Below are 19,533 nucleotides of genomic sequence, written 5' to 3'. Positions count from 1 at the left end.
TGGCTAAGTACCAGTGTTAAATTGTAGAGGGCCTTTATGGCGACTTATTCTAGCAACGATTTCCGTCCCGGTCTTAAAATCATGTTCGAAGGCGAACCTTACGCTATCGAATCGAGCGAGTTCGTTAAACCCGGTAAAGGTCAGGCTTTCGCCCGCGTGAAAATGCGCCGCCTGCTGACCGGCACCCGTGTGGAAAAAACCTTTAAATCTACCGACTCCGCTGAAGGCGCTGACGTTGTGGATACCAACCTGAACTACCTGTACAACGACGGTGAGTTCTACCACTTTATGCACCCGGAAACCTTCGAGCAGCACCCGGTTGAAGAGAAGACTGTCGGTGACGCCGCTAAGTGGCTGCTGGATAACGCAGAGTGCATCGTGACGCTGTGGAACGGTAAGCCTATTCAGGTTCTGCCGCCAAACTTCGTTGAGCTGGAAATTGTTGATACTGACCCGGGCCTGAAAGGCGATACCGCAGGAACTGGCGGTAAGCCAGCGACGCTTTCTACCGGTGCAGTAGTGAAAGTGCCACTGTTTGTGCAGATTGGTGAAGTGATCAAAGTTGATACCCGTTCTGGCGAATACGTGTCACGCGTAAAATAAAATCGCGCTGTGGGCCTGAGCTTCAGGCCCTGTTTTCAGCGGTCGCTGCATCCGCAGCCGAATTCCCCGCTTTTCTTCCTTCGCTAAAAATGATCGTTATCCGTGCGGCTTTTTACCTCTTAACGTTTCTGTCAGAAATTTCCGTTTCCTTATCTACTGCGCGAGCATTTGGCTGAATTACAGCTATGCTTAAATCGCGGTTATGACTTCTACTTAAAAGGAAATTGTTATGTTAAAGAAAAGTATCGCCACAATTTTTTCCGTTCTGGTGCTTTCCTCTCTGCTCACAGCCTGTAATACCACCCAGGGCGTAGGCGAAGATGTAGAAGCCGGTGGCCAGGCCATTCAGCGAAGCGCTCAGTAATCTGTGGCCGGTGCCTGACGGGCACCGGCAGCTTCTTTAGCCCTGTTTCACCCAAATCAGTTTCGACACGTCAAAACCTGCCTCCCGCGCCTTCGCCAGCAGCGACGCTTTAACCTCATCGCCGATCTCAGGCGTGCGCGCCAGAATCCACAAATAGTCCCGGTTAGGGCCGCATACCAGCGCATGCTGATAGGCATCATCCAGCGCAATCACGTTGTAGCCACCGTAAAATGGCCCGAAGAAAGAAACCTTCAGCGCCGCCCGATCGGCCGGGCCGGTAAAATAGGCTTTACCCGTACTCTCCTGCCAGCGCTGTTTTTTCTCATTAAAGCCGCGGTTGACGACCTTCAGGCCACCATCATCGCGTTTGCTGTAGGTCGCTGTGACCTGGTTCAGGCCGCGTTCAAAACGGTGATCCAGCCTGGCAATTTCATACCAGCGACCCAGATAACGTTCGGCATTAAAGTCGGCTACCGGCGTGACACCCTTAGGCGGCGTGGTGCTACAGGCAACCGAGAGCAGCGCTGCGCCGCCTGCGGCCAGCATTTTCCAGAGAGACATAAGCTATTCCTTTAAGTATGAATAGCTTAAGTATAGGGTATATTCTGCGCGTCACCAGCCTTCAGCCGGTTAATTCACAGCGCCAGCAGGCCCGTTGCCGCCACCACGCTGAGAATTGCCGCCAGGCCGTAAAAGACCCATTTCCCGGCCGGCACGGTGATTTTCAGATCGTGCATACCGTGATGAAGACGGTGCAGGCCGCACCACAACGGCAATACGATCGCCAGGAAGAGAAACCCTTTGCCAGGTAACGACTGGGCAAAATGCAGAATGCGGTCGTAGCTGAAGGTGGGATCTGATGCCCCACTCAGCGGTAGCATCAGGCTGGCCAGCAGGACCAGCGCGGGTGATACCAGCGCCGCCCACATGCCGCCCGCGCCAAACATTCCCCAGAACAGAGGCTCGTCAGAACGCACTGGTTGCGATTTCATTTTCATCTCCTTAAAACTTGATCAGCCACGCAAGTATTCCTGCGCTGACCAGCACCATGACACACCATAGCCCTTTAACTATCGGGCCTGGCGAAAGCTTTTTATCACCAATAATGATGATTGACGCTTTTGGCGCCAGTTCGAACCAGGTTTTGGTATGTAAAATCGCGGCAGCCAGCGTCACTATATTCAGCAGCAACACTATTGGATGCTGGAGGAAAGCAACAAATCCCGCCCAGCTTTCCGGACCGTGTCGCAGTGAAAAGACGCCGGCGATCAGCTCAATGCTGAACCAGATCGCGGGCAGCGCCGTGGCCTCGCGCAGTATGTAAAAACGGTAAAAATGGGATTTACACCACCAATTGGCCTCCATTGGCCGGGAATAGGGTCTACGTTTCGAGATCATCAGCCACTCCTTATTGCGGTCTGAGCCGGGTAATCATGAAATCTTTCGCGCTCTCCACCTTGCTCTGCTGAATGGCGGCGGCGGGGTCGACATGTTTCGGGCAGACTTCGGAGCAGTAACCGACAAAAGTGCAGGGCCAGACGCCGTTATCCCCGTTCAGCTGAGGCATACGTTCCTGTTTCCCCCGGTCACGGCTGTCAAGGTTGTAACGGTGCGCAAGCGTGATGGCCGCCGGTCCCAGAAAGTCGGGATTGAGGCCAAACTGCGGGCAGGCGGCATAACACAGACCGCAGTTAATGCAGCCCGCAAACTGATGGTACTTCGCCATTTGCCCCGGCGTCTGGATGCCAGGTCCGGCTTGCGGATCCTGTTTATTCCCGATAATCCATGGCTTGATCGCGGCAAGGCTTTCGATGAAATGGCTCATATCCACGATCAGATCGCGCTCAACGGGAAAATGCGCCAGCGGCTCAACGCACAGCCCATCAGGATAGTCGCGCAGAAATGTTTTGCAGGCCAGTTTAGGGACGCCATCGACCATCATGCCGCAGGAGCCACAGATGGCCATCCGGCAGGACCAGCGGTAGGAGAGATCGTAAGCCAGGTTGTCTTTGATATAGCCCAGCGCATCAAGCAGCGAGGTCTGCTCATCCCAGGGAACGTCAAAGATCTCCCGGCGTGGCACTCTGTCAGCTTCAGGGTTATAGCGCTGGATGGTGACTTTGCAGCGCAGGTCTTTACTCATTGATCTTCTCCTTCCGGTCGGATTCCTCACCGTATACGCGCTTCGCAGGGGGAAGGTGGGTAATGGTCACGGCGTCCCAGGCGATCTGAGGCGCGTCTCCGGCACGGTAAAAAGCCAGTGAATGCTGGAGGAAATCGGCATCGTTCCTTTCCGTGCAGCCTTCATCAAGCCGCTGGTGAGCGCCACGAGACTCCTTGCGCTGGAAAGCGGCATGCGCCATAGATTCGGCCACCTCCAGCCCCTGGGCCAGTTCAATGCTGTAGAGCAACTGGGTATTGAAGACGCTGCTGGTATCAGTAATGCGTACCCGAGAGAAGCGGGCTTTAAGTTCGGCCAGCTTGTCGATGGTCTTCTGCATCAGTTCCGGCGTGCGGTAGATACCGCAGCCTTCCTCCATCGCCATGCCCATTTCATCGCGCAGCGTGGACCAGTTTTCGTCCCCTTGTTGGGCGACCAGCGCCTGCAGCCGCCGCTCACAGTCTCTGGCCTGCGCATCCAGTACGGATGCCGTGGTTTTACTGGCCTGAAGCGCCCTTTCTGCGGCCTGTTCACCCGCCAGGCGACCAAATACCACCAGTTCTGCCAGTGAATTAGAGCCGAGGCGGTTAGCGCCGTGCAGGCCAACGGAGGAGCATTCACCTACCGCAAACAGCCCGCGTATACGTGTTTCGCACTGCGCATTAGTTTCAATGCCGCCCATGGTGTAGTGTGCAGTTGGACGGACCGGAATCGGGGCATTAACCGGATCGACGCCCACATAGGCTTTGCTCAGTTCGCAAATAAAAGGCAGCCGTTCCAGCAGTTTTTTCTCGCCGAGATGGCGCAGATCAAGGTGAACGACATCACCACGCGGCGTGGCGATGGTGCGGCCTTTGCGCCATTCATGCCAGAACGCCTGGGAAAGCTTGTCCCGTGGGCCCAGCTCCATATATTTATTCTTTGGCTCTCCAGGCGGCGTTTCCGGCCCCATACCGTAATCCTGTAAATAGCGATACCCATCTTTATTTATCAGAATACCGCCTTCACCCCGACAGCCTTCGGTGATCAGGATGCCGGAGCCAGGCAGGCCGGTGGGATGGTACTGGACAAATTCCATATCCCGCAGCGGCACGCCGTGGCGAAAGGCCATGGCCATACCATCGCCGGTGACGATGCCGCCATTAGTGTTGTAGCGGTAAACGCGCCCGGCACCGCCGGTCGCCAGTACGACAGCATTCGCCTGAATCTGTATCAGCGCGCCTTCCAGCATATTCATCGCAACCAGTCCGCGGGCTTCCCCCTCGTCAACCAGCAGGTCAAGCACGAAATGTTCGTCGAAACGGGTAATTTGCGGGTATTTCAGCGAGGTCTGAAACAGCGTATGCAGCATATGAAAGCCGGTTTTATCGGCGGCGAACCAGGTGCGCTCAATCTTCATGCCACCGAAACGCCGCACGTTGACCGATCCATCGTCGCGCCGGCTCCACGGGCAGCCCCAGCTTTCCAGCTGCGCCATTTCCCGCGGACAATGCGCAACAAAATAGTCCACGACGTCCTGTTCGCAAAGCCAGTCTCCACCTGAGACGGTATCCTGAAAATGGAGATCGAAACTGTCATGGGACTGGGTGACGGCGGCGGAGCCTCCTTCAGCGGCAACGGTATGGCTCCGCATTGGGTAGACTTTAGAAACCAGCGCAATAGATAAGGTGGGATTAGCCTCGGCAGCGGCGATGGCGGCCCGGAGTCCGGCGCCGCCCGCACCCACGATGACGAGATCGGCTGTATAGAGTTGCACGGTATTCTCCCTGTCAGCTTGTCATGATGGAAGATGAGAAAATACCCTCACTTCCGGTGCGGGTAGTATAAAAGTGTCCGGGAGCGCTAAACTTGATATGTTCCGGTATTCGGATGAAAAACCAGCATCAAAAATGCGAGCTGTCTGGAGTTTTCAACAAAAAGTGGACGGCTTATCGGGTCGCGTTAAACGGCATCACTGGCTTTATTTTTCCGCAGATTTGTTTGTCTCCGCCTGGACGGGTAGACTGCTTCACCTTCTTCCTGAGGAGTAAAAACTATGAGCGATACGGCCAGCTGGCAGCCGAGCGCCCCGATTGCGAATTTACTGAAGCGCGCGGCGATAATGAGCGAAATCCGACGCTTCTTCGCCGATCGTGGGGTGCTTGAAGTGGAAACCCCGGCGATGAGTCAGGCGACCGTGACCGATATCCATCTGGTGCCGTTCCAGACGCGCTTTGTCGGGCCGGGTGCGGCAGAAGGGAAAGATCTCTATCTGATGACCAGCCCTGAGTACCATATGAAAAGGCTGCTGGCGGCGGGCAGTGGACCGATCTACCAGCTTTGCCGCAGCTTTCGTAACGAAGAGGCGGGCAGGCATCATAATCCTGAATTCACCATGCTTGAGTGGTATCGTCCGCATTACGATATGTACCGGCTGATGAATGAGGTGGACGATCTGCTTCAGCAGGTACTGGAGTGCGCGCCTGCGGAAACGCTCTCTTACCAGCAGGCGTTCCTGCGTCATCTGGAGATCGATCCGCTTTCCGCTGATAAGGCGCAACTGCGCGAAGTGGCCGTTAAGCTGGGCGAAGGGGAACTGGCTGAGCGCATCGACGATCGCGATACGCTGTTACAGCTGCTGTTTATGGTGGGCGTGGAACCGCATATCGGTAAAGAGAAGCCAGCTTTCGTTTACCATTTTCCCGCCTCTCAGGCTTCGCTGGCGGAAATCAGCACGGAAGATCACCGCGTCGCAGAGCGCTTCGAGGTTTACTATAAGGGAATTGAGCTGGCCAATGGTTTCCGTGAGCTGACCGACAGCCGCGAGCAGCGTCAGCGTTTTGAACAGGATAACCGCAAGCGCGCCGCCCGGGGCCTGCCACAGCATCCGATTGATATCTATCTGCTGGAGGCGCTGGCGCACGGAATGCCTGACTGTTCCGGCGTGGCGCTGGGCGTGGATCGCATCGTGATGCTTGCCCTGAAGGCGGAGACACTGAGCGAGGTTATCGCCTTTTCGGTTGACCGCTGCTGAGCAGGTGCGGGGCAACCTTCTGGGGCTGCCCCGCGCATAATGTCAGAGTCCGCCTGATTTGTAAGTCCGCGCCACCGGAGCGGCTGGATCCCGCGCCGTTTTACCGCCGACGGTTTCCATTTTGACCTGAAACGGCGGGAACGGCATTTCCAGACCATGCTCATGATAGCCCTGCAAAATAAGCTGGTGCAGCTCATGCCGCAGCGGCATACGGTGCACCATCTCTGCCGCGTGAATACGCAACTCAAACAGCTGAATTCCCTGCTGTAAATCAACCAGGAAAGCTTCCGGCGGCGGCGTATCCAGCACGTACTGGCAGCGCTGGGCGGCCGTCAGCAGCACGTTGGTCACTTCCTCACTGTTGGCTTCTGCCGCGGCGGGGATCGTCAGCACGACGCGGGTGACCGAATCGGAAAGCGACCAGTTGATAAACTGCTCGGTGATAAAGGCCTTATTCGGCACGATAATCTCTTTGCGGTCCCAGTCGGTAATGGTGGTGGCGCGAGTGTTAATGCGGGTAATGCTGCCGGTCAGATCGCGGATAGTGACGGTATCACCTATACGAATCGGCTTTTCAAACAGGATAATCAGGCCGGAGACGAAGTTAGCGAAAATCTCCTGTAAGCCGAACCCCAGCCCGACGCCCAGCGCGGCCACCAGCCACTGCAGCTTCGACCAGTCAACGCCGAGCATGGAAAATCCAAGCAGCCCGCCCACCAGAATCAACATATATTTCAGCAGGGTGGTAATGGCGTAGCCGGTCCCCGGCGTCAGATTAAGGTGCTGTAGCAGTGCCAGCTCAAGCAGGGCGGGCATATTGCGTACCAGCTGCGTGGTGATGATCAGCACCAGAATGGCGATAAGCACCGAACCCAGCGTGATAGGTTGCAGACTTTCCACGCCCTGCACGGTCGTGCTGGCATCCCACAGCCGGATATTTTCCAGGAAACCAAACGCGGAATGGATCTCTGACCAGAGCACAATGACCGAGAGCAGCGCAATCAGCGTAAGGATCGAGCGGACAAGGCGCAGGGACTGCGCACTGATCGCATCCAGATCGATAACCGGCTCCTCAACGTCAAGCGTATCTGAACTGGCCTGCTGAGCGGAAAGCTCTTCCTCTCCTTTAGCACGCTGGGCGAGAATTTCAGCGCGGCGGGTACGGGCGCGATCGAAAGCGATACGCCGCCGCTGAATCAGCATCCAGCGACGGATAATATGGTAAATCACCAGCAGCAGGAACCAGATAGCCACTGAGGTTTCCAGTCGTGCCAGTAGCGCCTGGGCGGTGGCGAGATAACCGATGCAGGAGGCGAGCGCAGCGAGCAGCGGGATGCCAATCATCAGGTTCCAGAGAATACTGTTGATCACATTTTCGCCGCTACCTTCTTTATCAAGATAGAGCGGAATACCGGCGCGTTTCAGGCTGACGGTCACCAGACTGAGCGTGCCGCATATCAGAATAAAGCAGAGCCGCCCCAGCGTGGAGGAGAACTGCCGATCGTCAAGATTATCAAAGCTAATCAGCAGCATGATCAATGGCACGGCCAGCCCGACACAGAGAGAGTAAAAGCGCATCGCCCGCGCTACGCGGGTCTGAGGCCAGCGGAAGTGGGCGATAAACAGGCCCTGGGGACGCGCAAAGGCGGCGCTGATCATAAATGCCCAGAGCAGCGGAACCGCCGCCGTCACGCCGTCGCCTATCGCAACCGCGATGGGCCAGGGCCAGGCGTGCTGCAAGCCGTAGCCAAACGCCATCCACAGTACCGGCACCGGCAACGCCACCAGAATCGACCAGAAAACGGTGCGCATCGTCAGGCTGAATTGATCCTGGGTAACCTTACCCACCTTCTGCGAGGAGCGGTTGAGAAACTCCCGGAAATGGCGCCGTGAACTAAGGCTGAAACCAACCAGCAGCAGGGCGGCCAGAATCGGCACCACGGTTTCCTTGCTGGTGAACATCATTACCAGCGCGCCGCCCATCTGACCTAAGGTGTCGAGCGAGAGCAAGCTCTTCAGATCCCGGATCAGATCTAACGGAAAACTGAGGCCGACGGGGCTGACATCCGCCGTCCAGAAGAGATAGCGGTGCGCGGCTTCCTTCACCTGATTTAAAGCATCTTCAAGCTGCCCGTTGGCGACTTTCAGCTTGGTGACTTCCAGAATCAGGTTATCGCAGCCGGCAAGCAGCGAATTAATCAGCTCGCGCTGGGTTTTCAACTGGGCATCAAGGATCCGGCGTTGCTCGCTGGTGAGCGGCTTGCCGTCATCCTGTTTTAACTGGCGGAGCAACTGCTGACGCTCCAGCAGATCCTCATAGTAAAGACGCTGCACACGTAGCTGCCCCATCTCATTATCGAGCTGTTGCGGTTTTGGCATCTCCGGCAGGCGTGCCACCTGGGCGCGCAGGGCTTCTCCCAACAAATTGGATACGCCCAGCCATTCTGACTGTTCACGGATTGTGCCCAGCGCCTGCCGCACCTGAATGGTCTGATTGGTCGCTGTCCGCTGTTGCGAAGCGATCAGATCCATACGTTGTGCCTGCTGGTTGAGTTCGGCAGAAAGTTCACGGTTCACGCGAAACTGCTGGCTGATACTTTCCGGCAAATCGCCGCTGTTCTCCGCTAACTGTTCGGTAAGCTCCAGTGCCAGTTCCGCCTCACGCTGACGCTGGCTGTTGAGCTGATTGCGTAATGCCTGAAGGTAGGTGTCGAGCTGAGAGGCCTTACGCTGGTGCACTTCGCTGCGCATACGCGCCAGCTCCTGGCGGTTATTCGCCGAAAGCTGAGCGAGTTCCAGTTCGTCCACCCGGGCTTTCCGGGCGGCTGATTCGGCCTGACGAGAGATTAGCTGCGCCTGCGCCAGCGGCGTGGCGGACGCCGCCTGGCCCTGCAGACGGCGCTCGATCTCATTCAGCGCACGGCGAGCCTCCGACTGCAACTGTGGAAGCTGGGAAAGTGAATCGCTGATTTCACGGGCACGCTCCTGCTCCTGCTGCGCCTGACGGCTCTCCTCCAGTAGCTGACTGCTCACCTGGAGGATTTCCTGATCCAGCTCGGCTGCCGTCATCGTGCTGCGCACGCTTTTCTCTTTATCCAGTAGTGAGGCTGCCTGCTGGCGAAGCTCGCGGCTTAATTTCGGAAAATCGTCAATAACCTGCTGATAGGCATTGATATTCTCAAGCGAAGCCTGCCGCTCTTCCAGCCAGTTCAGGGTGGCCTGAAGGATCTCCACCCTTTCCGCCTGATTCGGCGCATTTTTGTCAGACTGGGCTTCTTCAAGCTGCTGTCTGATCTGGCCGGCATCCGGCGGGCTGGCTGACCAGGCGGGCTGGAGAAGCATCCAGCTCAACAAAATAGTAAGAATCAGGCGTAACATAGGAGTCTGCTATGAGTGGTGTAAGACGTCTTCCGCACTGGTTTTTTGCAGTGCAATGGCCAGCGTCTGGCCCAGACGTGTAATGGTTTCAGGCGTCAGGCTTTCCGCCAGTTTGACTTTGCCAGGCGCAAACAGGTTGATCACCGTTGACCCGAGCTTAAAGCGGCCCATTTCCTGACCTTTCAGCAGGACAACCGCACCATCTTCTTCCGCCCCCGGCCAGCTCCAGCGCTTGATCACACCTTCGCGAGGCGGCGTTATGGTCCCTGCCCAAGCCGTTTCGATGCTGCCGACGATGGTGGCACCGACCAGAATTTGCACCATCGGTCCGAATTCAGTATCGAACAGACAAATAACGCGTTCATTACGGGCGAAAAGATTAGGGATATTCTGCGCCGTCAGGGGATTAACCGAATAGAGATCGCCCGGTACATAGATCATTTCACGCAGGATACCGTTACAGGGCATATGTACGCGATGATAGTCGCGAGGGGCCAGATAGGTCGTAACGAATTCGCCGTCACGAAACATCTCCGCCATGGCGCGATCGCCCGCAAGCAGCGCTTCCAGCGAGTAGGTGTGTCCTTTCGCCTGGAAAATCTGATCGCCCTCAATATGACCCAGCTGACTGATTGCGCCATCACACGGCAGAACGAGCAGATTGGGATCGGTTTCAATCGGGCGGGCTTCATCGCGCAGGGGACGGACGAAGAAATCGTTGAACGTGCGATAGCTGGCAGTATCCGGTTTCTGCGCTTCGGACATATCGACTTTATAGAACCAGACAAAAGCATCAATCACCGCTTTGGTGAGCCAGCCGGCGCGCTTTCCTGCGCCCCAGCCCGCCAGTTCCGTCAGGGCTTTTTTAGGTAAAACATGATTCAGGCCGAGTTTTAAACGATCCAACACGGTAGCCTCCTGGCTTGATCAGATAGCAGTTAAAGAAAGGGGGGCGGATTGTACCAGTGCCCTTACAATTAGGCTATGTTGCCCGCGTGGAAGCGCGGGCAGGCAAGTTCAGTCGCTGCTTTCAGAAAAGTTACGGCGCGTTTTCAGCTGCATATCTGACATGCTGTCCAGAATGCGGTGATAATTTTCAAAGCGCGCTTCATCGATTTCACCGTTCTCCACGGCTTCGCGAATGGCGCAGCCGGGATCGGTATCATGTTTGCAGTCACGGAACTTACAATGGCCTAAAAACTCACGGAATTCGACAAACCCGCGGGTGATTTGTTCCGGTTCAAGGTGCCATAAACCGAACTCCCGGACGCCAGGTGAGTCTATGACGTCGCCGCCGTGCGGGAAATGATAGAGTCTGGCCGCCGTGGTGGTGTGCTGTCCCAGGCCTGAGACGTCAGAAACGTCATTGGTCAGGATCTCTCCCTCACCCAGTTCCAGCCCCAGCAGGGCGTTAAGCAGGCTGGATTTGCCCACGCCGGACTGGCCCGCGAAAATGCTGATGCGGTCTGTAAGCTCAGCTTCCAGTTCTGCCAGACCCCGCTTACGGTGGCTGGAAACCATCAGGACGCGGTAACCAATTTTGCGGTAAATATCCATCTGTTCATCGACAAAGGCGCGGCCTTCATCATCAAGCAGGTCAGTTTTATTCAGGACCAGCAGCGGCTCCACATCCAGCGTTTCGCTTGCTACCAGATAACGGTCGATAATATTGAGCGAAAGCTCCGGCAGGATGGCTGAAACGATCACGATCTGATTAATATTGGCGGCAATGGGCTTTACGCCATCATAAAAGTCCGGACGGGTCAGTACTGAGGTCCGTTCATGGACAGCTTCGACGATCCCTTTTACGGTGGCGCCGCCTTCCTGGCCGGGACGCCAGAGTACGCGATCGCCGGTGACCAGCGAGCGGATCGTGCGGCGGATATTACAGCGGTGAACCGATCCATCCGCATCTTCCACGTCAGCATGCATACCAAAGCGGCTGATCACGACGCCATCGCGCGCTTCACCGAACAGGCTGTCGTCCGGCTCTGGCTTATCCGCACGCTGCTTCAGGCGGCGCTCATGGTTGGCGCTGACGCGACGTTGCTGACCTTTCGACAGTTTGTTTTTACTCACTCTTCCTCACAAGGCTTGGCAGGCTTCGCCCTGACAGGGCAAAACGTTTATGATACACCCTTACGTTTGATGATATAAGCCACGGCGAGGAACCCCATGACTGTAAATGCCAATAATCTGATTTGGATTGATCTTGAAATGACCGGGCTTGATCCGGAGCAGGACCGCATTATTGAGATTGCCACCCTGGTCACCGATTCCGATCTGAACATTCTGGCAGAAGGTCCGGTTTTCGCTGTTCATCAGTCAGACGCGCAGCTCGCGCTGATGGATGAATGGAATGTGAGAACGCATACCGGCAGTGGGCTGGTTGAGCGTGTTAAAGCAAGTAAGGTTGACGATCGCGCTGCCGAGCTGGCGACTATTGCGTTTCTGAAGCAGTGGGTGCCGGAGAACAGTTCGCCTATCTGCGGCAACAGCATCGGACAGGATCGCCGTTTCCTGTTCAAATACATGCCGGAGTTAGAAGCGTATTTCCACTATCGTTATCTGGATGTCAGTACGGTTAAAGAACTGGCCCGGCGCTGGAAGCCTGAGGTGCTGACCGGCTTCAAAAAGCAGGGGACACACCAGGCGATGGATGATATCCGGGAGTCCGTTGCCGAGTTGAGCTGGTATCGCGAGCAGCTCTTCAGGCTGTAATCTACCGTGCCAGCGAACTCCAGCGGCATCCTTTGGAGAGAGGATGTCATGAGACGCAGGACAACAATCTGTTTATTTGCCCATCGCAAACTCTTTTTTTCTGGTCATACTGCCTTAAGCGGATAAAAAGAAGCCTTGCCAGGGCGATATAGAGGCAGTAAACGGCGTATGCGCTTCTCTCTTTAAATAGAAAAGAGGCGCTTACAGACTGTTTTCGTGGTGCCTGGTTGCGTAATAACCACTTAAACGGCTGGGTGAAGAAAGGGCTTGCCATTCCCCCCTGATACGTTCATAATTCCCCACGTTCCAGAATGCGGTTTTGATAAAGTTCTTTTTAAACAAGCAGTTACCTTAAAGAGGTAGCCAGTTTCGTTATAATAAGTTAACGTTGTTGAAACAGCAGTCAGCATTTTAAGCGGGAATAGCTCAGTTGGTAGAGCACGACCTTGCCAAGGTCGGGGTCGCGAGTTCGAGTCTCGTTTCCCGCTCCAAAATGTGACAACAGGTACCAGCGTCAGTGCGGGAATAGCTCAGTTGGTAGAGCACGACCTTGCCAAGGTCGGGGTCGCGAGTTCGAGTCTCGTTTCCCGCTCCAAAACGCGACAACAGGTATCAGCATCAATGCGGGAATAGCTCAGTTGGTAGAGCACGACCTTGCCAAGGTCGGGGTCGCGAGTTCGAGTCTCGTTTCCCGCTCCAGATAAGATTTGCAGGCCGTTAAGGCGTGCAATTAACGGAAAAAGGAACTGCGGTTCCTTTTTTTGTGCCTGTCATTTTGCGGTGCCAAACGCCATCATCTACATTCCGAATCCAACACCCAACACCCAACACCCAACACCCAACACCCAACACCCAACACCCAACACCTGGCGTCTCCACGGTTCAAGTTCGCGATCAGGTACGTCAGCTTGCTGATTTGGCTGTTTCCGTCCGTCGCCTTTCGACCCGCTTCGCAGGAAATAACCAGACAAAGTAGCCGGAAAATCTTTAGTGGAACTTGCACCGCATACAGACGTTATTCTGCTGTAGCCGGGCACAGGGCAATGCTACTTTCTGAGGGTGAGATCGGGAGTAAAGGATAATAATGGGTGGACGCGATCATGGATATTTCACAACGTTTTCCTGAACTCTGGTTTTCAGGAATGGCAGTACTGGGCCTGAGCGTGGGAAGTTTTTTAAATGTTGTCATCTACCGTTTGCCGGTAAATATCTTATCTGCACATCCTGATTCCACCGTCATCTCTGACCTCTTATATCCACCGTCGCACTGTACATCCTGTCAGAGCGTCCTTCGCTGGTACGACAATCTGCCGCTTATCAGCTGGTGGGTGCTAAAGGGGAAATGTCGCTATTGCGGGCAGTCTGTCAGTTGGCAATATCCACTGATTGAAGCGCTGTCCCTGATGTTGTGTCTGTTCGCTGGTTTTCTTTATCCGCCTGGCACTGTGTTGACCGGTCTGCTGATCTTTAGCTGGTTACTGCTGGCGCTTTCCGCTATCGATTTCAATACGTTGCTGTTACCGGATACCCTGACATTGACGCTGCTCTGGACAGGATTATTTTTTAATTTGAACGGGACTTTTGTTGCGTTATCCGATGCGGTAGCGGGAGGGATGGTGGGGTATATGGCGCTCAGACTGCTCTGCGGGCTGGGAGAGAAGATATTCTGTAAAACCTGCATGGGATATGGCGATTGTAAGATGGCGGCAGGCCTGGCCGCCTGGACAGGCTGGCAAAGTCTGCCTGTTCTTCTGCTTATTGCTTCGCTGATCGGTCTGCTCTACATAATTACTGCCAGAATGAGAAGTAAAAAAACCTTCGACAACCCTGTTCCTTTTGGCCCCGCGCTGGCTGCGGCAGGATGGCTGATACTGATTAATGCGACTTGTTGATTAAACTGCTTTTTTAGAGCGTCAGTGCTGAAGAAACTCACCCGTTTTGCGCGCTTTTTGGGGGGGACGTATTGATGCGGGACGCTAAAAAGATCTTGTCATCGGAAAGCAATAAGGCCATAATGCCCCCCGCTCCGAAATTCGGGATAGAGAGTTAATTAAAAATCAATAGGTTACGTTGGTTTTGTCGCTTTTTTCTCCTTTTTTTCAGACGTCAGCGCCTTAAGCGGGAATAGCTCAGTTGGTAGAGCACGACCTTGCCAAGGTCGGGGTCGCGAGTTCGAGTCTCGTTTCCCGCTCCAGACAGGTTTTCTAAACGTCCACGGTTGAAATTATCCACAGCGCGAATGCCGCTGCGCGTCGTCATTTTCGCGCATATAAAAACTTCGTCAACAGAGTTATGCACAGGTTTGTATTGGCTAAACCCATACATCTGACTATGTATAAATCTAACGATAATCAGTAATTGATTGTTTTATAAAATAAATCTAATGTGTCAAATTGTTAACTGGATCGCTTGTGCTTTCCGTGACATTTGAATGACAACGATTTTTTAATTTTATACACAGCCTGTGGGAAACTTATCTGCCGCACGATATTCCTCCATTGCTCAGTTATGCATCACGCGGTAATCCCTTTTCCACGACCCTGACCAGTCGCTTATGCTGTGAGCTCTGTAACTCAACTGCATCTTTACTCCTGGCCGCCAGCTGCCGTTGAATCGCCCATTCTATATGCTCATCAAGCAGGGTGTTTTCACCTCGCCGGGCAGCAAGTACCTTGAGCGCTTCTTCTGACCAGGGCGCATTCCCCAGCGCAACGGCCACATTACGTAGCCAGCGCAGATGACCGATACGGCGGATGGCAGAACCTTCCGTCACCCGCAGAAACTGCGTCTCATCCCATTTAAACAGCTCGGTTAAAGGCGGTGCATGCAGCAAAGCGCGCGGGCTGAAATCATCCTCATCGGTCAGCTGACCGTAACGATTCCAGGGACAAATAAGCTGACAGTCATCACAGCCATAAATTCTGTTACCAATAAGTGGCCGGTACTCCTCAGGAATGGCACCTTCCAGCTCTATCGTCAGGTAAGAGATACAACGCCTGGCATCAACGGTATAGGGTTCTACAATCGCGCCTGTGGGGCAGATGGTCATACAAGCCACGCAGCGGCCACACTGTTCCTCCTGCGGACTGTCGACGGGAAGCGGCAGATCGATCAGGAGTTCTCCCAGAAAAAACCAGGAGCCTGCTTCACGATTCAGAATCAACGAATGTTTGCCCGTCCAGCCCAACCCGGCTTTCTCTGCTAAGGGCCTTTCGAGCAGTGGCGCTGAGTCCACGAAAGGACGAAACTGAGCTTCGGCACAGCGTTCGCGTATTTTATCGCCAAGCTTTTTTAGTCGGTTGCGTAATACTTTGTGATAGTCCCTGCCCAGCGCATAGCGGCTGACATAGCCGAGCTGAGGATTTTTCAGGGTACTGGCGAAGGCCGCTTTCGCTGGCAGATAATTCATCCGTACGCTGATAACCCGCAGCGTACCTGGCAGCAGTTCATGGGGACGGGCGCGCATCATGCCGTGACGTGCCATCCACTCCATCTCGCCATGATACTGCTTGTCAAGCCAGGCCTGAAGGCGCGGTTCTTCGCTGCTCAGATCGGTATCACAGATACCGACTTGCTGAAAACCGAGCGACTGCCCCCACTGTTTAATATCCCGGGCAAGCTGATGGAGATCGAGAGGATGCGACATGACTAACCTAAACAGACAAAAAAACAGCCCCAGTTTACCTTATTCTGTCTGGCCTGTAGAGACGCTGGCGCAATTCGAGAAAGAAGGTGCAGACAGCCTTGGCATCACGTTGTTCGAACTGATGCAACGTGCCGGAGAAGCGGCTTTCGCAAAACTACGTGCGCTCTGGCCCTCCGCGGAACACTGGCTGGTGCTCTGCGGACATGGCAATAATGGTGGCGACGGCTTTATCATTGCCCGGCTGGCACAATCCGCCGGGCTGTCGGTGACCGTGATTGCCTGCGAGGGAACGAAACCGCTACCGGAAGAAGCGGCACAGGCGCGTGAAGCCTGGCTGGCGGCGGGGGGGATAATCCACGAGCCAGCCGCTTACTGGCCGGAGAATGTAGAGCTGATTGTAGATGCGCTGCTGGGTACCGGGCTGAGCCGTTCTCCTGAAGCGCCTTACGCTGAACTGATCGCCAAAGTAAATGCTCACTCAGCACCGGTTTTTGCCGTTGATGTGCCCTCGGGCCTGGTCGCAGCAAACGGTACTACGCCAGGGGAGGTCGTTTTTGCCGCTCATACGTTGACCTTTATTGCACTGAAACCGGGGCTGTTAACAGGCAAAGCGAGGGATGTGGTGGGCCAGCTGCATTTTCATGCGCTAAGCCTCGATCCTTTTATCGCCGGGCAAGTCGCGCCTTACGCCCGTTTTGATGCGACCTCCCTCAGTGGCTGGCTGAAGCCGAGGCGGCCCACCTCTCATAAAGGCGATCAGGGCAAACTTGCGATCGTTGGCGGAGAACTTGGCACGGCAGGAGCGATTCGGATGACCGGCGAAGCGGCATTGCGGGCCGGCGCAGGATTAGTGCGAGTGCTTACTCACAAAGAAAATATCGCGCCTTTGTTAACGGCTCGCCCGGAGCTGATGGTGCAGGAGTTAAGCGATGATGCTATTGAACAGGCGCTGGACTGGGCCGATGTTATTGTGATTGGCCCGGGCTTAGGCCAGGGAAGCTGGGGTAAAAATGCGCTCAGGAAGATAGAAAATGCTCAGAAACCGATGCTCTGGGACGCAGATGCGCTTAACCTGCTGGCAATCAGTCCTGATAAGCGTCAAAATCGAATCCTTACGCCGCATCCAGGCGAAGCGGCAAGGCTGCTGAACGTCAAAACGAGCGAAATCGAAAGCGATCGCTTACATTCAGCGCAGCAGCTGGCTAAACGCTACGGCGGCGTGGTGGTACTGAAAGGCGCCGGCACCCTGATTGCCAGTGCTGAAGGTCAACTGGCGTTTGCCGATGTGGGTAACGCAGGGATGGCCAGCGGCGGCATGGGGGATGTGCTCTCCGGCATAATTGGCGGTTTGTTGGGACAAAAGCTCTCATTGTATGATGCAGCTTGCGCGGGCTGCGTGGCACATGGCGCCGCCGCCGAAGCCGTGGCGCTTCGTCACGGTACCCGGGGGATGTTAGCGACCGATCTTTTTTCCGAGCTGTATCTGTTTGTCAACCCAGAGATGTTAAATACAAAAGAATGAAGAGCTGTGTAATCACACTGCCTGATGAGGCAGCCACCCTTGCACTTGGTGCCAGCCTGGCCAGTGCCTGTAAAGGTGCGGTAACGATATATCTCTATGGCGATCTGGGCGCGGGGAAAACAACCTTCAGTCGGGGATTTCTGCAGGCACTCGGCCATAAAGGGAATGTGAAAAGCCCAACGTATACGCTCGTCGAGCCTTACATTTTGCCGAATCGTCGGGTCTATCACTTCGATCTTTATCGCCTTGCCGATCCTGAAGAGCTGGAGTTTATGGGCATCCGCGATTACTTCACCGATGAAAGTCTCTGCCTGGTTGAATGGCCGCAGCAGGGGGCCGGTGTACTGCCTGTGCCCGATCTTGAGCTGCATCTGCGCTATCAGGGCGAAGCGCGTGAGGCTGAGCTCCACGCCTGTTCCCCCGCTGGCGAAGCGATGGTGCAGCAGATAATTATGGAAAAAGGTTGTTGATGATGTTGCGCATGAAGTTTGGTCTGATACTGGCACTTTTACTCAGTTCGTTTGCAACCGTTGCTGCCAGTTTGTCAGATATCAAAGTCGCGAACGGTGACGATCGAGCCACCGTTACGCTGAGCTTCAGCGGCCAGCCTATCTATGGTTTTTTCCCCCTGCACAATCCGGAGCGTGTGGTGCTCGACATCCGCCAGAGCGGCGTGGTGAAGGGGCTGCCGCTGACGTTCAGCGGTCAGAATATCGTAAAGCGCATCCGCTCAAGCCAGCCTAAGGACAGCCAGAGTATCCGTCTGGTTTTCGAATTAACCCAGCCGGGTAAAACGCGTGCTGTCACCCAGCGCAGCGGCAGCAACTACAACGTAGTGTTTACGATTAGCGGTTCTCGATCTGCAAACGCGGCCAGTAGCGCCGCTCCCCGCCCGGCACCCTCAGCGCCCTCTGAAAACCCGTTCAAAACCAATCCGGTGACAACCGTCACCAGCGGAAACGAGGTTGCCCGGCCCGGGAAAACGCCCAGAGCGGAAAACGAGGCTGTTATCGTGGCGATTGATGCGGGACACGGCGGACAGGATCCCGGCGCAATCGGCCGGGGAGGGCTTAAAGAAAAAAACGTCACCATTGCGATTTCACGCAAGCTGAAAGCGCTTCTGAACAAAGATCCGATGTTTAAAGGCGTGATGACCCGCGACGGCGACTATTTTATTTCCGTCATGGGCCGTTCAGAGGTGGCGCGAAAGCAAAACGCAAACGTGCTGGTCTCTATCCACGCCGACGCTGCGCCTAACCGCAGCGCGTCTGGCGCCTCAGTGTGGGTGCTCTCAAATCGCCGCGCAAACAGCGAGATGGCTGGCTGGCTGGAGCAGCACGAGAAACAGTCAGAACTGTTGGGCGGCGCCGGCGATCTTCTGGCTAACAGCCAGGCTGACCCCTATCTCAGTCAGGCGGTGCTGGATCTGCAATTCGGTCATTCCCAGCGCGTGGGGTATGACGTTGCGGTTAAAGTACTGGCGCAGCTGAAGCAGGTAGGCTCGCTGCATAAAAAACGGCCAGAGCATGCCAGTCTTGGCGTTCTTCGTTCACCCGATATCCCCTCGCTGCTGGTGGAAACCGGCTTCATTAGTAACGCTTCGGAGGAGCGGCTGCTTGGCAGCAGCGCGTACCAGCAGAAGATTGCCGAGTCGATTCATCAGGGACTCCGCAACTACTTCCTGGCGCATCCGCTACAAACGCTCCCAAAGGCGGAAAACCGTCCGTTGCACTCCGCAACGGCGGTTGATTCAGCAGGGAACTCCGGCGCTTCCGCCCTTTATTCCGGCGCGACCCAGCGTCATGTCGTGAAGCGTGGCGAAACGCTGTCAGGCATTGCAGCGCATTATGGCGTCAGTATGTCGACCTTGCGCAGCCTGAATAGGCTAAAAAAAGATGGTGTCTGGGTGGGGCAGCGGCTGAAAGTGCCGGCGGGAAATCAGGTCAGCGCATCAGTAGCAAAGCGGCCCGCGAAGCATAAAATCGTAAGAGGTGACACGCTGACCGCTATTGCGGTTCAATATGGCGTCAGCGCCAAAGCGATCCAGCAGGCGAATAATATGAAGTCACAGAATGTTATGCTCGGCCAGACGCTGACCATCCCGGCGTCTTAACCAACCAAGGAG

General features: G+C 55.3%; 17 protein-coding genes and 4 tRNA genes. 12 read left to right on the top strand and 9 right to left on the bottom strand.

All coding sequences use genetic code 11. The annotated features are described in order from the left end of the window. The first annotated feature begins 36 nt into the window (after positions 1 to 36). Together efp and EA20_RS0105725 are read left to right on the top strand one after the other, a co-directional pair. On the top strand, positions 37 to 603 hold the full coding sequence (gene efp, locus EA20_RS0105730; protein WP_024965921.1) for an elongation factor P: 567 nt from the start codon (positions 37 to 39) through the stop codon (positions 601 to 603). 229 nt (positions 604 to 832) lie between these two features. Beyond that, positions 833 to 967, top strand: coding sequence for an entericidin A/B family lipoprotein (locus tag EA20_RS0105725; protein WP_024965920.1), 135 nt, complete (start codon positions 833 to 835; stop codon positions 965 to 967). Between the two features lie 36 nt (positions 968 to 1,003). Here the strand turns inward: EA20_RS0105725 and EA20_RS0105720 are convergent, their stop codons facing one another. The 5 genes from EA20_RS0105720 to frdA form a co-directional block, all read right to left on the bottom strand. Next, positions 1,004 to 1,528, bottom strand: a complete 525-nt coding sequence (locus EA20_RS0105720; protein ID WP_024965919.1) for a lipocalin family protein — start codon at positions 1,526 to 1,528, stop codon at positions 1,004 to 1,006. Positions 1,529 to 1,602: 74 nt separating this feature from the next. Further along, the gene (gene frdD, locus EA20_RS0105715; protein ID WP_024965918.1) at positions 1,603 to 1,959 is read right to left on the bottom strand and encodes a fumarate reductase subunit FrdD; all 357 of its coding nucleotides are present in this window, start codon (positions 1,957 to 1,959) and stop codon (positions 1,603 to 1,605) included. Between the two features lie 10 nt (positions 1,960 to 1,969). Further along, the gene (gene frdC / locus EA20_RS0105710) at positions 1,970 to 2,365 is read right to left on the bottom strand and encodes a fumarate reductase subunit FrdC (protein ID WP_024965917.1); all 396 of its coding nucleotides are present in this window, start codon (positions 2,363 to 2,365) and stop codon (positions 1,970 to 1,972) included. 10 nt (positions 2,366 to 2,375) lie between these two features. Then, the gene (locus EA20_RS0105705; RefSeq protein WP_024965916.1) at positions 2,376 to 3,110 is read right to left on the bottom strand and encodes a succinate dehydrogenase/fumarate reductase iron-sulfur subunit; all 735 of its coding nucleotides are present in this window, start codon (positions 3,108 to 3,110) and stop codon (positions 2,376 to 2,378) included. After that, the gene (gene frdA, locus EA20_RS0105700; RefSeq protein ID WP_024965915.1) at positions 3,103 to 4,884 is read right to left on the bottom strand and encodes a fumarate reductase (quinol) flavoprotein subunit; all 1,782 of its coding nucleotides are present in this window, start codon (positions 4,882 to 4,884) and stop codon (positions 3,103 to 3,105) included. Before frdA ends, EA20_RS0105705 begins: the two co-directional genes overlap by 8 nt. Positions 4,885 to 5,163: 279 nt before the next feature. Between frdA and epmA the strand changes: the two genes are divergently transcribed. Beyond that, the gene (epmA, locus tag EA20_RS0105695; protein WP_024965914.1) at positions 5,164 to 6,141 is read left to right on the top strand and encodes an elongation factor P--(R)-beta-lysine ligase; all 978 of its coding nucleotides are present in this window, start codon (positions 5,164 to 5,166) and stop codon (positions 6,139 to 6,141) included. A 42-nt stretch (positions 6,142 to 6,183) separates the two neighbouring features. Here the strand turns inward: epmA and mscM are convergent, their stop codons facing one another. The 3 genes from mscM to rsgA all read right to left on the bottom strand — a co-directional run bounded on the left by mscM (position 6,184) and on the right by rsgA (position 11,598). Beyond that, positions 6,184 to 9,519, bottom strand: coding sequence for a miniconductance mechanosensitive channel MscM (mscM, locus tag EA20_RS0105690; RefSeq protein WP_024965913.1), 3,336 nt, complete (start codon positions 9,517 to 9,519; stop codon positions 6,184 to 6,186). Positions 9,520 to 9,528: 9 nt separating this feature from the next. Next, positions 9,529 to 10,428, bottom strand: coding sequence for an archaetidylserine decarboxylase (gene asd, locus EA20_RS0105685; protein WP_024965912.1), 900 nt, complete (start codon positions 10,426 to 10,428; stop codon positions 9,529 to 9,531). A 108-nt stretch (positions 10,429 to 10,536) separates the two neighbouring features. Then, positions 10,537 to 11,598 carry a small ribosomal subunit biogenesis GTPase RsgA gene (gene rsgA, locus EA20_RS0105680; RefSeq protein ID WP_024965911.1) on the bottom strand — a complete coding sequence of 354 codons (1,062 nt, stop codon included), beginning with the start codon at positions 11,596 to 11,598 and terminating at the stop codon, positions 10,537 to 10,539. Between the two features lie 96 nt (positions 11,599 to 11,694). On the opposite strand from rsgA, the gene orn reads away from it, so the two are divergent. From orn to EA20_RS0105650, 6 genes are all read left to right on the top strand, one after another. Continuing rightward, on the top strand, positions 11,695 to 12,240 hold the full coding sequence (gene orn, locus EA20_RS0105675) for an oligoribonuclease (RefSeq protein WP_024965910.1): 546 nt from the start codon (positions 11,695 to 11,697) through the stop codon (positions 12,238 to 12,240). Positions 12,241 to 12,655: 415 nt separating this feature from the next. Beyond that, a tRNA-Gly gene (locus tag EA20_RS0105670) sits at positions 12,656 to 12,731 on the top strand. Positions 12,732 to 12,759: 28 nt separating this feature from the next. Next, positions 12,760 to 12,835: transfer RNA gene (locus EA20_RS0105665), tRNA-Gly, on the top strand. A 28-nt stretch (positions 12,836 to 12,863) separates the two neighbouring features. After that, positions 12,864 to 12,939 (top strand) — tRNA-Gly (locus tag EA20_RS0105660). Positions 12,940 to 13,340: 401 nt separating this feature from the next. Further along, positions 13,341 to 14,132, top strand: a complete 792-nt coding sequence (locus tag EA20_RS0105655) for an A24 family peptidase (RefSeq protein ID WP_152540212.1) — start codon at positions 13,341 to 13,343, stop codon at positions 14,130 to 14,132. Between the two features lie 226 nt (positions 14,133 to 14,358). Continuing rightward, a tRNA-Gly gene (locus EA20_RS0105650) sits at positions 14,359 to 14,434 on the top strand. A 312-nt stretch (positions 14,435 to 14,746) separates the two neighbouring features. On the opposite strand, the gene queG is transcribed toward EA20_RS0105650, so the two are convergent. Next, complete coding sequence (gene queG / locus EA20_RS0105645) at positions 14,747 to 15,886, bottom strand: tRNA epoxyqueuosine(34) reductase QueG (RefSeq protein ID WP_024965908.1); 1,140 nt, start codon at positions 15,884 to 15,886, stop codon at positions 14,747 to 14,749. Here queG and nnr point away from each other — a divergent pair. Genes nnr through amiB form a run of 3 tightly spaced genes read left to right on the top strand, consistent with a single transcriptional unit; the run spans position 15,885 to position 19,521 of the window. Beyond that, positions 15,885 to 17,408, top strand: coding sequence for a bifunctional ADP-dependent NAD(P)H-hydrate dehydratase/NAD(P)H-hydrate epimerase (gene nnr / locus EA20_RS0105640; protein ID WP_024965907.1), 1,524 nt, complete (start codon positions 15,885 to 15,887; stop codon positions 17,406 to 17,408). The two genes, queG and nnr, sit on opposite strands and share 2 nt — an antisense overlap. Further along, on the top strand, positions 17,405 to 17,878 hold the full coding sequence (gene tsaE / locus EA20_RS0105635) for a tRNA (adenosine(37)-N6)-threonylcarbamoyltransferase complex ATPase subunit type 1 TsaE (protein ID WP_024965906.1): 474 nt from the start codon (positions 17,405 to 17,407) through the stop codon (positions 17,876 to 17,878). Before nnr ends, tsaE begins: the two co-directional genes overlap by 4 nt. 2 nt (positions 17,879 to 17,880) lie before the next feature. Beyond that, the gene (amiB, locus tag EA20_RS0105630) at positions 17,881 to 19,521 is read left to right on the top strand and encodes an N-acetylmuramoyl-L-alanine amidase AmiB (protein ID WP_024965905.1); all 1,641 of its coding nucleotides are present in this window, start codon (positions 17,881 to 17,883) and stop codon (positions 19,519 to 19,521) included. Positions 19,522 to 19,533 lie beyond the last annotated feature (12 nt).

It is taken from the genome of Pantoea sp. IMH, assembly GCF_000599885.1.
Lineage (GTDB): Bacteria > Pseudomonadota > Gammaproteobacteria > Enterobacterales > Enterobacteriaceae > Erwinia.
The sequence above is the reverse complement of the archived record's forward strand: the minus strand, read 5'-3'. Positions and strand labels throughout refer to the sequence as shown.

Coding starts and splice junctions, on each gene's coding strand:
- frdD (WP_024965918.1), bottom strand. CDS start 1,959: ATGAAATCGCAACCAGTGCGTTCTGACGAGCCTCTGTTCTGGGGAATG.
- orn (WP_024965910.1), top strand. CDS start 11,695: ATGACTGTAAATGCCAATAATCTGATTTGGATTGATCTTGAAATGACC.
- tsaE (WP_024965906.1), top strand. CDS start 17,405: ATGAAGAGCTGTGTAATCACACTGCCTGATGAGGCAGCCACCCTTGCA.
- nnr (WP_024965907.1), top strand. CDS start 15,885: ATGACTAACCTAAACAGACAAAAAAACAGCCCCAGTTTACCTTATTCT.
- mscM (WP_024965913.1), bottom strand. CDS start 9,519: ATGTTACGCCTGATTCTTACTATTTTGTTGAGCTGGATGCTTCTCCAG.
- amiB (WP_024965905.1), top strand. CDS start 17,881: ATGTTGCGCATGAAGTTTGGTCTGATACTGGCACTTTTACTCAGTTCG.
- epmA (WP_024965914.1), top strand. CDS start 5,164: ATGAGCGATACGGCCAGCTGGCAGCCGAGCGCCCCGATTGCGAATTTA.
- EA20_RS0105705 (WP_024965916.1), bottom strand. CDS start 3,110: ATGAGTAAAGACCTGCGCTGCAAAGTCACCATCCAGCGCTATAACCCT.
- EA20_RS0105655 (WP_152540212.1), top strand. CDS start 13,341: ATGGATATTTCACAACGTTTTCCTGAACTCTGGTTTTCAGGAATGGCA.
- EA20_RS0105725 (WP_024965920.1), top strand. CDS start 833: ATGTTAAAGAAAAGTATCGCCACAATTTTTTCCGTTCTGGTGCTTTCC.
- frdC (WP_024965917.1), bottom strand. CDS start 2,365: ATGATCTCGAAACGTAGACCCTATTCCCGGCCAATGGAGGCCAATTGG.
- queG (WP_024965908.1), bottom strand. CDS start 15,886: ATGTCGCATCCTCTCGATCTCCATCAGCTTGCCCGGGATATTAAACAG.
- efp (WP_024965921.1), top strand. CDS start 37: ATGGCGACTTATTCTAGCAACGATTTCCGTCCCGGTCTTAAAATCATG.
- EA20_RS0105720 (WP_024965919.1), bottom strand. CDS start 1,528: ATGTCTCTCTGGAAAATGCTGGCCGCAGGCGGCGCAGCGCTGCTCTCG.